Here is a 12,665-nt window from a genome sequence, read left to right as displayed (position 1 = left end):
CGGGGGAGCCACCCCGCTTGCGACCCGGCCCCGCCCCCCGTACGATTGGCTTGAGGAGACTCAAACCGATGTTTCGCAAAGCCTTGCTTCTCTGCGCCTGCTTGATTCCGAGTGCTGCGCTTGCTGAATGGCAGGAAGCGAGCTCGCGCCATTTCGTGCTCTATTCGAACGATAAGCCAGAGCGTGTCCGCGCCTTCACGACCAAGCTTGAGCGCTTCGACAAGGCGCTACGCGTCCAGCGCGGGATGCCCGATGCGCCGATCAGTCCCGAAACGCGGCTGACGGTCTACGTCGTCGACACTATTGACGACGTGCAAAAGCTCGTGCCGGGCCAGGAAAACGTCGCGGGCTTTTACGCGCCGCGCGCGCATCCCGTCGCGTTCGTGCCGCGCCAATCGGGTACCGAAAAGACCGATCTCAACGCCCAGCAAATCCTGCTCCACGAATACACGCATCATTTCATGCTGAGCAATTGGACCAATGCGGCATTTCCCGCCTGGTTCGTCGAGGGATTTGCCGAATTCAACGCGACCGCGATGTTTCGCGACGACGGCGGGATCACACTGGGTGCCGCGCCGCAATATCGCGCCTTCGGGGTTTTCAATTCCGACATGTTGCCAATGAGCCGCGTGCTCAGCCCCGACCCGGGTCGGATGAGCGAAGAACAAACCGATGTGCTGTACGGACGCGGCTGGTTGCTGACGCATTACCTAACGTTTGAACCGAGCCGCGCGGGGCAACTCGATGCCTATATCGATGCGATCAACGCTGGAAAGCCGGTCACCGAGGCCAAGCATCAACTGAAGGACGTCGACAAGCTCGATCGCGTCCTCGACCGATATGCCGAGCAGTCACGCCTCCCGGCGCGGACACTGACCGGGTCGGCGCTGGCGGTGGGCGAAACGACGGTGCGCGCGCTCACCCCGGCGGAGGCAGCGGTCATGCCCGCGCGCATCCGCTCGGCCGCAGGGGTCGGGGCAACGCAGGCGCAAGCGGTGGTCGTGCTCGCGCGCCGCCTCGCCGCACCCTATCCGCAAGATGCGGCAGCGCAGAACGTGCTGGCCGAGGCCGAATATGATGCGGGTAATTATACCGCGGCCGAGGCGGCGGCGGACCGCGCGCTGGCGACGGCGCCCAAATCGATGCACGCGATGCTCTACAAGGGCATGGCGCTGGCGGCCACGGCGCGCACCGCAAAGAAGACCGACGCGGCCACCTGGAGCGCGGTGCGCCACTGGTTCCTCGTCGCGAACAAGGTCGATACCGAGGATCCGTTGCCGCTGACGCTGTTCTACAACAGTTTCGGCGATGCCGACCAGCCACCGACCAAGAATGCCGATGCCGCCTTGCTCTACGCCTATGCGCTGGCACCGTACGATCTCGGGCTGCGGATGCAGGCCGGACGCGTCTATCTGCAACAGGGCAATGCGGTGGAAGCGCGCCGCGCGATCGTGCCGCTGGCGTACAGTGCGCATGGCAGCGGCGGCGACCGGATCCAGCAAGTGCTCGCGATGCTCGACCAGAAAGGTTCGGCCGCAGCACTTACCGTGCTCGACAAACCCGACGCGCCAAGCGATGCGAAGGCTGGATCGGCAAGCGGTAAGAGTGCCAGCGATGGGCCTGCCGGACCGAAAAAATCATGATCCCGATAGTCCGCTGGCTGCTCGCGCTCATCCTGGCCTGCACGGTCGGCCTGTCCGCCCCCGCCCGCGCCGACGATATCTCGGCGACTGGGCGCGGCGTCGTGCGCGTCGTCACGATCGCGATCGTCGATGATGAAGTGGTCGGCTTCGGCCATGGCAGCGGCGTCGCGGTCGCGCCCAACCGAATCGTCACCAACGCGCATGTCGTCGAACTGCTCGCCAAATATCCCGGGAATGTCGTGGTCGGAATCGTCCCGTCGGAGGGCAGAAAAAGCTATCAGGGCCGCGTGATCGCGGTCGATGTCGCGCACGATCTCGCGCTGATCGAATTCACCGGCACGCGCTTGCCGACGGTCGCGCTTTATACCGGGCCGATCGAGGAGGGCAGCATGGTGACGGCGCTCGGCTATCCCGGCAATGTGGATTTGGCGACCGCGAAATCGGCGGCGGATTACATCCGCCCGCTCGCGCCGATCCGGTCCGAAGGCGTGTTTTCCGGGCGGCGGCAAATGACCGGCACCGACGTTTTGCTCCACACCGCACAGATCGCGCGCGGCAATTCGGGCGGGCCGCTGCTTGATCCGTGCGGGCGCGTGATCGGGATCAATTCGGCGATCACGCGCGGTGAAGAGGGCGATTCGAGTTTCGGTTTCGCCATCGCCAACACCGAAGTGGCCGCGTTCCTGAACAAGGCCAAACAGCCCTATGTCGCGATCGGCACCCCGTGCACCAGCATCGCCGACATCGAAAAGATCGATCAGGCTGCCAATACGGAGGCCTCCGCGCTGGTCGATGCAACCAAACGCGACGCGGCCAGCAAGGCGGTGCTGGCGCGCGAGGCAGCACTCGTCGCTGCGCGCGACGCGGCCGACCGGCACCGGGAGAATATCATGGGGCTGGCGGTGCTTCTCCTCGTGCTCGGCGCGATGGCGGTGGGGGCCGGCGGCTTGCTCGACGCGCAGGCGCTGCGGCGCGAAGCGATTTGGGCATGGGCGTTGGGCGCGCTGGTCATGTTGGGCGCGGTTGTGCTGTTCGTGCTCCGCCCGACCGGCGCGCCTGTCCTGCCCGAAGCCGTTGCCGCCGCAAGCCAGCCGTCCGCGCCCCCCGTCTCCTCGACCGCCCCGCTCGGCAAGCTGGTGTGCCGCTTCGTGCCCGAACGCAGCCGCGTCGTATCCTCCACCACACAGGACGTCACGATCGACTGGGGCAAAGCGGGCTGCATGAATGGCCGCACGCAATATGCCGAAAATGGCAGCAAATGGGACCGCATCCTGGTGCCGTCGGAGGAGCAGACCGTGTCGGTGCTGCAATTCGATCCGGCAACGCGCGGCTATACCAATGCGCGCTATTTCCTCAGCGCGGAGCAAATGGACGATTTGCGCAAGATCCGCTCGACCGTGAAGCTCAAGGCCTGTTCGCCCGACGAGGCGGGACGCGCCAATCTCGCGACGCAGCAGGCGGCGATCCGCACCGCGCTACCAGCGCGGCCGAACGAGCGGATCGTCTATGCCTGCACCCCTGCGGAGTAACATCAGCGCCGCGCCCAGAACGGCGCGACGAAATTACCGCGGCGGCAGGCAATGACGAGCAAGGCGATGCCGAACGCCACGTTGACGAGCAGCGCGACGAGCGACGCCTCTGCGCCAAACGCCCCGCCGGTCAGCCATTCGGGTCCGCGCATATCGGGGCGGAGCAAGCCCTTCTCCTCGAAACCCGAGACCGCGACGCCGTAAATCCCGCCTTGCGCGAAGTTCCACGCCGCGTGCAGCCCGATCGCCGCCCATAGCCGCCGCGTCACCATATACAGCGCCGCCAGCATCACCCCGGCCTCAAGCGCGATCGCGAATCCGGCGAACAGCGTGGCGTTGGGATTGCCAAGGTGGAGCGCCCCGAACAACGCCGCCGACAGCGCCAGCGCGATCCAGCTGCCGAGCCAGCGCTCGATCAGCCGGAAGAACAGCCCACGCAGCACGATCTCCTCGCCCACCCCCGAAAAGATCGACAGCGCGACCGACGGGTACAGCACCGCGAACGATCCATAACCGATCACACGATAGCCGCCGAGCAAGGCGATGACCCCAATTACGGTGCTGAACAGAACGAGGCCGAAAAGTAACCCGACCCCAAGCTCCCCCGCCCAGCCCTTCGTGCCGAATTCCGACACCGGACGCCGTTCGATCAGGCGAACGAAAGCGACATAGGCACCGGCGACCAGCGCCGCAAAGGCGGCAGCTTGCAGCATCTCGACCGGATTGTTGTGCAGCGGCGGGACTAGGCGCGCGAGCACAGCGGCGGTCACATTGCCCGCCATCACGAACACGAAACCGATCACCAGCAGCACCAACGGGAAGTGGATGACGCGCCAGACTGTGCTGTTCGGCGGCGTGTTCGGTTCGGTTGGTAGCATCATCTTCCCCCTGCTGTGCCACACACGTAACACGCGAGGGTCGCTTGGCAACCGCTCAGTCGCGCTCGATCCGCGCCGCGAAGCAGCCGGGCTTGGCGTTGTGGACGTGGAGATACGCGACTTGCGGACAACCGATCCAGTCGCGCGCCAGCGTGTCGAGCGCGGTGCCGTCGACCACATCGGCCTCAACCATCATCCCGGCAAGGTCGAACGCGCGCACCGACAGCAAGCGTCGGCGGAGCTGTTCGGGAACGCGATCGTCATACACCGCCGCCGCCGAAGCGCCCTCGCGGACGTAGATCGCGTGGCGCGATCGGTAAGGCGACGATACGGGGAGATGTTCGTAATTGAGCAGCAGCAACGCCTCACCCGGTTCGGCATCCTCCAGCGTCACGCGGCACGGAAAGCCCGGCTTGGTATCGGCGAAGTGGCGGACGACCTGCCGCTCGGCGAGGGCCGCATCGGGGAGCCCGAACAACGCCGCAAACGGTGTCGGGTCGAGCCCGCGGATCACATACGTCATGTCATTTGACCCCTTCCCGCGTCCGCAGCGCGACCTTGCGATCGATCCCGTACGCATAGCCGCCAAGCGTGCCGTCGGTCCGCTGTGCGCGGTGGCACGGCACGATGATCGACACCGGGTTCGCACCGCACGCCGTTCCCGCCGCGCGCACCGCCTTGGGATTGCCGACCTCGGCTGCAAGCTCGGCATAGCTGCGCGTTTCGCCGAGCGGGATCGCGCGCAGCGCTTGCCAGATCGCTTCCTGAAAGGCGGTTCCCTGCACGTCGAGCGGCAAATCCTGATCACGATCGGGCGATTCGACGCTGGCGACGACTTGCGCCGCGAGATCGGCGAGCGCGGCTCCGCCGGGGACGATCTCGGCGTGCGGGAAACGCGCGCGCAACGCCGCCTCATTCTCGTCGAACGACACGCGGCACAGCCCCTTGTCGGTCGCCGCGACGAGCATGTCGCCCAGACTGGTGTCGGCAACCGTCCAACGGATCGTGACCCCCGCCCCGCCGCGCTTCCACGCGCTCGGCGTCATGCCGAGCCGTTTGCCCGCGCCTTCGTAGAACCGGCTCGGTGCCGAATAGCCCGCTTCGTAAATCGCATCGGTCACGCTGGTCTCCCTGGTGAGCGCGTGCGCGGCGGCCCGCGCTTTCAGCCCGCGCGCATAGGCCGCCGGGGTCACCCCGGTCGCGCGCTTGAACAGTCGGTGGAAATGGTGCGGGGCATAGCCGACCAGCGCGGCCAGCTCGTCGAGCCCCAGCGTCTCCTCCGCCGCCTCGATCAGCGTAACCGCGCGCGCGACGGCGACCCGGTCGCGCCCGACCTGATCGGGCGTGCAGCGCAGACACGCGCGAAATCCCGCCGCGCGCGCTTCTTCGGGCGTACGATAGAACACGACATTCTCGCGCTTCGGGTGGCGCGCCGGGCAGCTCGGCTTGCAATAGATGCCGGTGGTTTTCACCGCACCCACGAAGCGGCCATCGCTATGTCGGTCACGCGCTTCGAACGCGCGCCAGGCGGCATCGGGATCGAGCGAGAAAGGGAGGGTCTGCGTCATGGCACTGCTATAGGCCGATCAACACGGGCCTCACATCCCACGCCTTGCGCTCAAAGCAGCGGTGATATCAGCCCCGCCGCCGCGCCCGCTCGCGCGCATCGGCACGTCCGGCGATCAAGCGCGTGGCGCGGTTCGCCGCTTCATTCCCCTCCCCCGCACCGGCGCGCACGGCGTCGGTGTAGAGCTTCACCGCAGCCTCATAATCGCCACGCTCTTCGGCGCACACGCCGAGATTGAACACCAGCGACGGATAGCCCGCCGCCTCGGCCTGCAGGGCGTCCCAACCGGCGCAAGCGGCAGGCGCATCGCGCTTGGTCAGTTTGACCAGATCCTTGAAGCGCTGCGCGGTTTCCTTGGTCAGGCCCTTGGTGCTTTCGCGCACGCGGACCTGATAGGTGTCGACATGCGGCACGAGCGCGCCGCGCATCGCTTCGGCGATATTGCGGATCGCGCCGGCCACGACCGCCTCGACCGTACGATCGGGGCTTTGCCGCTCGCACCAGGTCGTTTCGTCGCGGAACGGCTGGGCTTCGGAATAGAGGATTTTCCCGTCGGTGTTGCGGACGATCCGGATATCGGCATTCATGTCGATGATACGGCGCATGCAGGGGATCTCGATCTCCTCTTCCCGCACGCATTTGCCGTCGTCCGCCTTTTCCGCGCACTTTTTTTCCTTGCGCGTGAAGCGTTGCATGTCGACGCCGGTCGAGACCGCGCCCGAGATCGACCCCTCGGCCGTATCGCGCCCGACGCGACCGCCGATCACTTCGAACTGGCTGTTGGTCAGCGCGCGTTCGATCGCGATGGCGAGCGTCGGCCCGTCGGTGCCGCCGAAGCGCTCGACAGACACCGATCGCAGGAAGCTTGCCTCGCGATTCGCTGCGGGGAACTCGCCCGTCACTTGCAACACTTCCGCGCGCGCGCCGCCGGCCGCCATCGCCATCAGCAAAACTGCCCCCAAAACGCTCGATTTCCGCATGGCCATCCCCTCCCGCCGCGCGAGGATAAAACCAGCCCGTTCGCCATGCAATGGCCAGGCAAAGCGTGTTCCGCCGCGCATCGGACCCGTGGCCATCGTTTGACGCGCGCAGGAGCTGCGGAAAAGGCCTTTAAATTGAGCAAATTGTCCGCGATCAGCAGCGAAAAATCCGCGACGGTCCTGCGCTGTAAAGAAATATATTGACCCGATTTTCCATTTTATTTATGTTTTACGTAAATTAAATGGAGAAATGAGATGAAGCCGGAGATTAAAGCTAGGGTTCGCAAATCCGTGGCCACGGGCCTTGGCCTGATCGGCGGGGCCGCGCTGGTTTTGGCGTGCAGCGGCGCGGTACCGTTCACGGTGCGGCAAAGCACCGCCCATTCGGATGAAAGCGTCCTGCGCACACACATCGCCATCGACGTTGCGGGCCTTGCCCTCAACGTCAGCATCGTCATCGGAAAGGACGACCAATGACCTTACCTTCGATCGACGCGCTCGCCGCGCAGAGCGCGAGGCTCAAGCGCGTATTCGGCTGGCTGTTCGGGATCGGGGCTTTCCTGCTGTTCAGCGAAGTGCTGTACATCCCGCTCAAGGGTATTGTTCAGGCGGTCGGCACACCCGATCTCGGGTCGGCAAGCGAACGCCTCGTCCTTTTGGCGATCGAATGCCTTCCCGCGCTTGCCTTGCTCGCGGCGCTCTGGACCGCGCGGCACCTTTTCAAAACCTATGCCGAGGGCGCGATCCTGTCGGCCGAGGGCGGTCGACTGCTCGGGCGCATGGGCGACTGGCTGGTCGCTAGCGGGATCCTTGCTGTGCTCGTTGGCCCGGCAAACACCAAGATGGACGCGCTGACAGGGTCTTACGCAACGGTGCAGGTCGCGCTGATCTGCGTCGGGGTCGCGATCCGGCTGGTTGGCCGGGTGCAAGGCCTGGCCGCCCAGATCAAAGCCGATCACGAGCAGATTGTCTGAGCCATGCCGATCATCGTCACCCTGGATGTCATGCTCGCGCGCCGGAAAATGCGCGCCAAGGATCTCGCGCAGCGGATCGACATCAGCGAAACCAATTTGTCGCTGCTGCGATCGGGCAAGGTAAAGGGCGTCCGCTTCGAAACGCTCGAAAAGCTGTGCCAGGAACTCGATTGCAAACCCGGCGATCTGCTTGATTACGCGGATGAGGGCGGGATCGTCTAACCCCCCGCCCCGTTCGCCTCGAACAGTTCGAGCGTGCGTTCACGCGCCAGATCGGCGCTGGGTTCGTGGTAATCCTTGCGCCGATCCGAATTGAAGCCGTGGCCCGCTTCGTACACGTGCACCGTCGCGTTCGGCCAATCCTTGGCAATCACCTTGTCGACGCCGTCCATCGGGATGCCGGTGTCGTGGCGGCCGAAGTGGAGGATGACGGGCACCTTGGGCTCTTCATCCGCCGCGGCCGGGATCAAGCTGCCATAATAGCCCGAGGCGGCGGCGACACCGTGCATCCGCGTCGCGGCGAACCAGGCGACCGATCCGCCATAGCAATAGCCGACGACGAACACGGGCCCCTTCGGCGCCAATTCATCGACGCAGGTCTGCACATCGGCGAGCGACAGGTCGAAGGGATGGAGTTCGCGCGCGAGCTGAACGGCTCGCGCGAACCCCTCGCCCGAATAGTCCGCTTCGAACCCGGGATGTTCGCGGTCGAACAGAGCGGGCGAGAGCACTTCATAACCGTCAGCGGCATATTCGTCGCACAGATCGCGAATATGGTCGGTAATGCCGAAAATTTCCTGGACGAGCACGAGCCCGCCCTTGCGCACGCCCGTTGGCTGGACGTGATAGACGGCGATCTCGGCGTCGTCGGACATCGTCTTCTTTTCCATCGTGCCGATCATCGAATCGCTCCGCAGACTAGGGTTGCGGACCCTCGCTAGCGCCGTTCGCAGCGTCGCGCTACGCCGCGCGCACGTCGGCGATCAAGCGGTTGATCTGGGCGCGCAATTGCTCGACCCCGCCGGCCACATCCCCCGCCGTGCGCGTCACCTGATCGGCCGTGTGGCGCGATCGTTCGGCGCGCTCGCGCAAGGTCTGCATATTGGCGGCGGCATCAGCGGTGCCGTCCTCGACTTCGGCGATGGCGTGGGCGATCGCTTGCGTCATGCCGCGTTGTTGATCGACCGCGCTCGCGACGTTGGCCGAGGATTGATCGAGCTCCGCCACCAGCGCATCGACCGATTCGATCGTCGCGAGCACGGTGTCGCTGGCGGTGCGCACCGCGGCGAGTCGCGCCTCGATCCGCCCGGCGGCGGATTGCGTCTGGCGTGCCAGACCCTTCACTTCATCGGCGACGACCGCGAAGCCGCGCCCCGCCTCGCCTCCGCGCGCCGCCTCGATCGTGGCGTTAAGCGCGAGCAAATTGGTTTGCCCGGCGACCGCGGCGATGAGATCGAGCACGGCGGCGATCTCGGCGATCATCTCGCCAAGCGATTCGGCCCGGTCGCGCCCTTCAAGCGTGCGCGCGCGAACGGTGGCGACGCTGGCGCGCGATTCATTGGCCTCGCGGCTGATCCGCTCGATCGCGCCGGCGAGCGCGGCGGCGGAATGCGTAATGGTGCGCGCGTTGTTGGCGCTTTGATCGGTAATCGCGGCAGTCGCCATCGCCTGCTGTTCGGTCGCGCCGGCCTCGGCCGACATCGCACCCGCGGTCTCGCGCAACGCTGGCCCAGCCGAGGCGAGTTGCCGGACCGACGCCCCCGCTTCCACCTCGAACGCCTCGAACAGCGCGTCGAGATGCGCGGCGCGGCGTGCGCGCGCGTGCTGTTCACGGCGGTCGCGCTCGCCGACGGCATCGGCGGTACGGCGCGCGTCTTCGCGCAAGCTGCGCGCATCGGCCGAGCGTTGCCGCGCAAAAACCAGGGCGCGGGCGATGTCGCCAATCTCGTCGCTACGGTCGAGCGCGGGGATCGGCGCATCGGCGCGCTCCAGCGTGATGTCGCGCGTCGCCTCGGCGATGAGCGCAAGCGGGCGCTCGACGCGGCGGCGCAACATCTGCATTCCCCAAAAGGCGACCATAATCGCGGCGACCGTGATGACTGCGACAAGAATATAGACCTCACCGAAGCTTTGCTCCAGCACGCTGCGTTCCTGCGATGCGTCGCTACGCAAATCCGCGATCAGCGTGCTGCTCGTCGCGGTCAGCGGATCGATCGCGGCATACAACGCGCCGCTGACGAAAAAATCGAGCTGCTCGGTACGGCCCGCGCGCAACAGGTCGAGCAGACGATCGAGCGCCGCATCGGCATCGCGCCGCGCCGCCGCGACTTGCGCGACTTCGGCTGTCCGCCGCGCATCGAGATTGTGGCGCGTGAATTCCGCCCAGCTTGTCGCGATCTCGCCGCGGGCGCCCTCGATCGTCGCGACCGCGCCGAGCGCCGACAGGTTCCCGCTACGGACCTTTTGCGCAGTGAGCAGCGCGGTCGCGTAGCTCGCATTGACGCGTTGCAGCTCACCGATCGGATAAAGCCGATCCATCACCAGCACCGTCACGCGGTGGCTCGTCGCCAGCGTGGTGCCGATCAGCGCGAGCGCCAGCAACGCCTGAATCGCGAGCAGGGCAACGACGATCCGGCGTAACTGCGCGCGCATGTTACGCCCCCCCGCCTCCCACCGCTCGACCCAGCGGGCGACGGGTGCTGGAAGATTCGGGAATGAGCGTAAGCGAGCAATGCTAGTCATGGCGTTCGCTTTGCACGCAAAGCCGCCAACGAATGGTTAAGCGAATGTTACAGTTGCGTGAAACGCCAGCGCTGCACATTGCTCCACCGCGCGGCTTGCATCGCGCCCGACCCGATGCTAACCGCCCGCCAACCCATCGGCAGGCGCAATCTCTCGCGCCTTCCATTCGCATGGGGCCACCATTCGTGCCCAAGAGGACCCCAATCGCGTGGAGACATCCGGCGGTATTCAAGCAAGCTTAAGCGGACGCTACGCGACCGCATTGTTCGAGCTTGCGCGTGACAGCAAGGCGATCGACGCCGTCGAGGCCAGCCTTGGCCGCGTGCGTGAGACGATCGCGCAGTCGAGCGAGTTCGCAGCGCTCATCGCCAGCCCGATCGTGTCGCGCGGGGCCGCCGCCAAGGCGATTGCCGCCGCCGCCGAGCTGATCGACGTCGATGACACGACGGCGAAGTTTCTCGGCGTGTTGGCGGAGAATCGCCGTTTGGCGAAGCTTCCGGCGATCATCCGTGACTTTCGCAATCTCGCCGCACGCCATCGCGGCGAGACGACGGCGGAAGTCACCTCGGCGCACCCGCTCAGCGACGATCAGGTCGATGCGCTGAAGCAGCAGTTAAGCACCCGCATCGGCACCGACGTTTCGGTCGATCTCTCAGTCGATCCTGCACTTCTCGGCGGTCTGGTCGTCCAGATCGGCTCGCAACGGATCGATTCGTCGATCCGTACCCGTTTGAACTCACTCGCGCTCGCGATGAAAGGCTAAATCATGGACATCCGCGCCGCAGAAATTTCGAAGGTCATCAAGGACCAGATCGCTTCGTTCGGCACCGACGCGCAGGTCTCGGAAACCGGCCAGGTGCTCAGCGTCGGTGACGGCATCGCCCGCATCCACGGACTCGACAACGTCCAGGCGGGCGAGATGGTCGAATTCTCGAACGGCGTGCAGGGCATGGCGCTCAACCTCGAGGCCGACAATGTCGGCGTCGTGATCTTCGGGTCGGACTCGCAGATCAAGGAAGGTGACGTCGTCAAGCGCACCGGCACGATCGTCGACGTCCCCGTCGGCAAGGGCCTGCTCGGCCGCGTCGTCGATGGTCTCGGCAACCCGATCGACGGCAAGGGCCCGATCGTTTCCGATCAGCGCAGCCGCGTCGAAGTCAAGGCGCCGGGCATCATCCCGCGTACTTCCGTCAATGAGCCGGTCCAGACCGGCCTCAAGGCGATCGACGCGCTCGTCCCGGTCGGCCGTGGCCAGCGCGAGCTGATCATTGGCGATCGCCAGACCGGCAAGTCGGCGGTCGCGATCGACACCTTCATCAACCAGAAGGCCGCGCATCAGGGCGATGACGAGAGCAAGAAGCTCTATTGCATCTACGTAGCCGTCGGCCAGAAGCGCTCGACCGTCGCCCAGCTCGTCCGCACGCTGACCGAGCAAGGCGCAATGGACTATTCGATCGTCGTCGCTGCAACGGCGTCGGACCCTGCCCCGCTGCAGTTCCTCGCGCCCTATACCGGCTGCGCGATGGGCGAATATTTCCGCGACAATGGCATGCACGCCGTCATCGTCTATGACGATCTGTCCAAGCAGGCCGTCGCCTACCGTCAGATGTCGCTGCTGCTGCGCCGCCCGCCGGGCCGCGAAGCCTATCCCGGCGACGTCTTCTATCTCCACAGCCGCTTGCTCGAGCGCGCGGCAAAGATGAACGACAACAATGGCGGCGGCTCGCTGACGGCATTGCCGATCATCGAAACGCAGGCCGGCGACGTGTCCGCCTACATCCCGACCAACGTGATCTCGATCACCGATGGCCAGATCTTCCTCGAAACCGACCTGTTCTTCGCGGGCATCCGTCCGGCGATCAACGTCGGCCTGTCGGTCAGCCGCGTCGGCTCGGCCGCACAGACCAAGGCGATGAAGAAGGTCTCGGGTTCGATCAAGCTCGAGCTCGCGCAATATCGCGAAATGGCGGCGTTCGCGCAGTTCGGCTCGGACTTGGATGCCTCGACGCAAAAGCTGCTCAACCGCGGCGCGCGCCTGACCGAATTGCTCAAGCAAGCGCAGTTCGCACCGATGCCGTTCGAAGAGCAGACCGTGTCGATCTTCGCAGGGACCCAAGGCTTCCTCGATACCGTGCCGGTCAACGCCGTTGTGCGCTACGAGCAAGCGATGCTGACCGCGATGCGCACCGATCATGCCGATCTCCTCACCGACATTCGCGACAAGCGCGACCTGTCGAAGGAGACGACCGAAGCGCTGAAGACCGCGCTCGGTGCGTTTTCGAAGACGTTTGCGTAATTAGGATCAACCGTCACCCCAGCGAAGGCTGGGGTCTCCCGGTTACGGAGAGATGC

The 12,665-nt window shown here is 65.5% G+C and carries 13 protein-coding genes; 7 read left to right on the top strand and 6 right to left on the bottom strand.

The genetic code is table 11. The annotated features are described in order from the left end of the window. The first annotated feature begins 101 nt into the window (after positions 1–101). Together IEV62_RS15095 and IEV62_RS15090 are read left to right on the top strand one after the other, a co-directional pair. Positions 102–1,643: a hypothetical protein gene (locus IEV62_RS15095; protein ID WP_188448950.1), complete on the top strand. Its 1,542-nt coding sequence runs from the start codon at positions 102–104 to the stop codon at positions 1,641–1,643. Next, positions 1,640–3,172: a S1C family serine protease gene (locus IEV62_RS15090; RefSeq protein WP_188448948.1), complete on the top strand. Its 1,533-nt coding sequence runs from the start codon at positions 1,640–1,642 to the stop codon at positions 3,170–3,172. Before IEV62_RS15095 ends, IEV62_RS15090 begins: the two co-directional genes overlap by 4 nt. A 2-nt stretch (positions 3,173–3,174) precedes the next feature. Here the strand turns inward: IEV62_RS15090 and IEV62_RS15085 are convergent, their stop codons facing one another. The 4 genes from IEV62_RS15085 to IEV62_RS15070 form a co-directional block, all read right to left on the bottom strand. Then, positions 3,175–4,053, bottom strand: coding sequence for a CPBP family intramembrane glutamic endopeptidase (locus IEV62_RS15085; RefSeq protein ID WP_229733230.1), 879 nt, complete (start codon positions 4,051–4,053; stop codon positions 3,175–3,177). A 52-nt stretch (positions 4,054–4,105) separates the two neighbouring features. Beyond that, complete coding sequence (locus IEV62_RS15080; protein ID WP_188448946.1) at positions 4,106–4,573, bottom strand: DUF1203 domain-containing protein; 468 nt, start codon at positions 4,571–4,573, stop codon at positions 4,106–4,108. A 1-nt stretch (position 4,574) separates the two neighbouring features. Further along, entirely contained in the window at positions 4,575–5,618 is a 1,044-nt protein-coding gene (ada, locus tag IEV62_RS15075) for a bifunctional DNA-binding transcriptional regulator/O6-methylguanine-DNA methyltransferase Ada (protein ID WP_188448944.1), read from the bottom strand. Between the two features lie 67 nt (positions 5,619–5,685). Then, positions 5,686–6,597: a hypothetical protein gene (locus IEV62_RS15070; RefSeq protein ID WP_188448942.1), complete on the bottom strand. Its 912-nt coding sequence runs from the start codon at positions 6,595–6,597 to the stop codon at positions 5,686–5,688. Between the two features lie 291 nt (positions 6,598–6,888). On the opposite strand from IEV62_RS15070, the gene IEV62_RS15065 reads away from it, so the two are divergent. From IEV62_RS15065 to IEV62_RS15055, 3 genes are read left to right on the top strand one after another with little or no spacing between them, the layout of a single operon-like run. Beyond that, positions 6,889–7,074 carry a hypothetical protein gene (locus IEV62_RS15065; RefSeq protein ID WP_188448940.1) on the top strand — a complete coding sequence of 62 codons (186 nt, stop codon included), beginning with the start codon at positions 6,889–6,891 and terminating at the stop codon, positions 7,072–7,074. After that, positions 7,071–7,571, top strand: coding sequence for a DUF2975 domain-containing protein (locus IEV62_RS15060; protein ID WP_188448938.1), 501 nt, complete (start codon positions 7,071–7,073; stop codon positions 7,569–7,571). The genes IEV62_RS15065 and IEV62_RS15060 overlap by 4 nt, the downstream gene beginning before the upstream one ends. Before the next feature lie 3 nt (positions 7,572–7,574). Then, positions 7,575–7,793 (top strand): helix-turn-helix domain-containing protein, encoded by a 219-nt coding sequence (locus IEV62_RS15055; protein WP_188448937.1) that lies wholly within the window; start codon positions 7,575–7,577, stop codon positions 7,791–7,793. Here the strand turns inward: IEV62_RS15055 and IEV62_RS15050 are convergent. Both IEV62_RS15050 and IEV62_RS15045 read right to left on the bottom strand, forming a co-directional pair. Then, positions 7,790–8,473, bottom strand: coding sequence for a dienelactone hydrolase family protein (locus IEV62_RS15050; protein ID WP_188448935.1), 684 nt, complete (start codon positions 8,471–8,473; stop codon positions 7,790–7,792). The two genes, IEV62_RS15055 and IEV62_RS15050, sit on opposite strands and share 4 nt — an antisense overlap. Positions 8,474–8,531: 58 nt before the next feature. After that, a complete protein-coding gene (locus IEV62_RS15045; protein WP_229733228.1) occupies positions 8,532–10,223 on the bottom strand; it encodes a methyl-accepting chemotaxis protein in 1,692 nt (563 codons plus the stop codon). A gap of 298 nt (positions 10,224–10,521) precedes the next feature. Between IEV62_RS15045 and IEV62_RS15040 the strand changes: the two genes are divergently transcribed. Continuing rightward, complete coding sequence (locus tag IEV62_RS15040) at positions 10,522–11,076, top strand: F0F1 ATP synthase subunit delta (RefSeq protein WP_188448931.1); 555 nt, start codon at positions 10,522–10,524, stop codon at positions 11,074–11,076. 3 nt (positions 11,077–11,079) lie between these two features. Beyond that, a complete protein-coding gene (gene atpA, locus IEV62_RS15035; RefSeq protein ID WP_188448929.1) occupies positions 11,080–12,609 on the top strand; it encodes a F0F1 ATP synthase subunit alpha in 1,530 nt (509 codons plus the stop codon). Positions 12,610–12,665: the final 56 nt, after the last annotated feature.

The organism is Sphingomonas psychrolutea (genome assembly GCF_014636175.1).
In the GTDB taxonomy this organism is placed as follows: Bacteria; Pseudomonadota; Alphaproteobacteria; order Sphingomonadales; family Sphingomonadaceae; genus Sphingomonas; species Sphingomonas psychrolutea.
The sequence above is the reverse complement of the archived record's forward strand: the minus strand, read 5'-3'. Positions and strand labels throughout refer to the sequence as shown.

What these genes read in the sequence shown, in the direction of transcription:
- IEV62_RS15090 (WP_188448948.1), top strand. Translation starts at nt 1,640, where the DNA reads ATGATCCCGATAGTCCGCTGGCTGCTCGCGCTCATCCTGGCCTGCACG.
- IEV62_RS15055 (WP_188448937.1), top strand. Translation starts at nt 7,575, where the DNA reads ATGCCGATCATCGTCACCCTGGATGTCATGCTCGCGCGCCGGAAAATG.
- IEV62_RS15050 (WP_188448935.1), bottom strand. Translation starts at nt 8,473, where the DNA reads ATGATCGGCACGATGGAAAAGAAGACGATGTCCGACGACGCCGAGATC.
- IEV62_RS15045 (WP_229733228.1), bottom strand. Translation starts at nt 10,223, where the DNA reads ATGCGCGCGCAGTTACGCCGGATCGTCGTTGCCCTGCTCGCGATTCAG.
- IEV62_RS15085 (WP_229733230.1), bottom strand. Translation starts at nt 4,053, where the DNA reads ATGATGCTACCAACCGAACCGAACACGCCGCCGAACAGCACAGTCTGG.
- IEV62_RS15060 (WP_188448938.1), top strand. Translation starts at nt 7,071, where the DNA reads ATGACCTTACCTTCGATCGACGCGCTCGCCGCGCAGAGCGCGAGGCTC.
- IEV62_RS15080 (WP_188448946.1), bottom strand. Translation starts at nt 4,573, where the DNA reads ATGACGTATGTGATCCGCGGGCTCGACCCGACACCGTTTGCGGCGTTG.
- ada (WP_188448944.1), bottom strand. Translation starts at nt 5,618, where the DNA reads ATGACGCAGACCCTCCCTTTCTCGCTCGATCCCGATGCCGCCTGGCGC.
- IEV62_RS15070 (WP_188448942.1), bottom strand. Translation starts at nt 6,597, where the DNA reads ATGCGGAAATCGAGCGTTTTGGGGGCAGTTTTGCTGATGGCGATGGCG.
- atpA (WP_188448929.1), top strand. Translation starts at nt 11,080, where the DNA reads ATGGACATCCGCGCCGCAGAAATTTCGAAGGTCATCAAGGACCAGATC.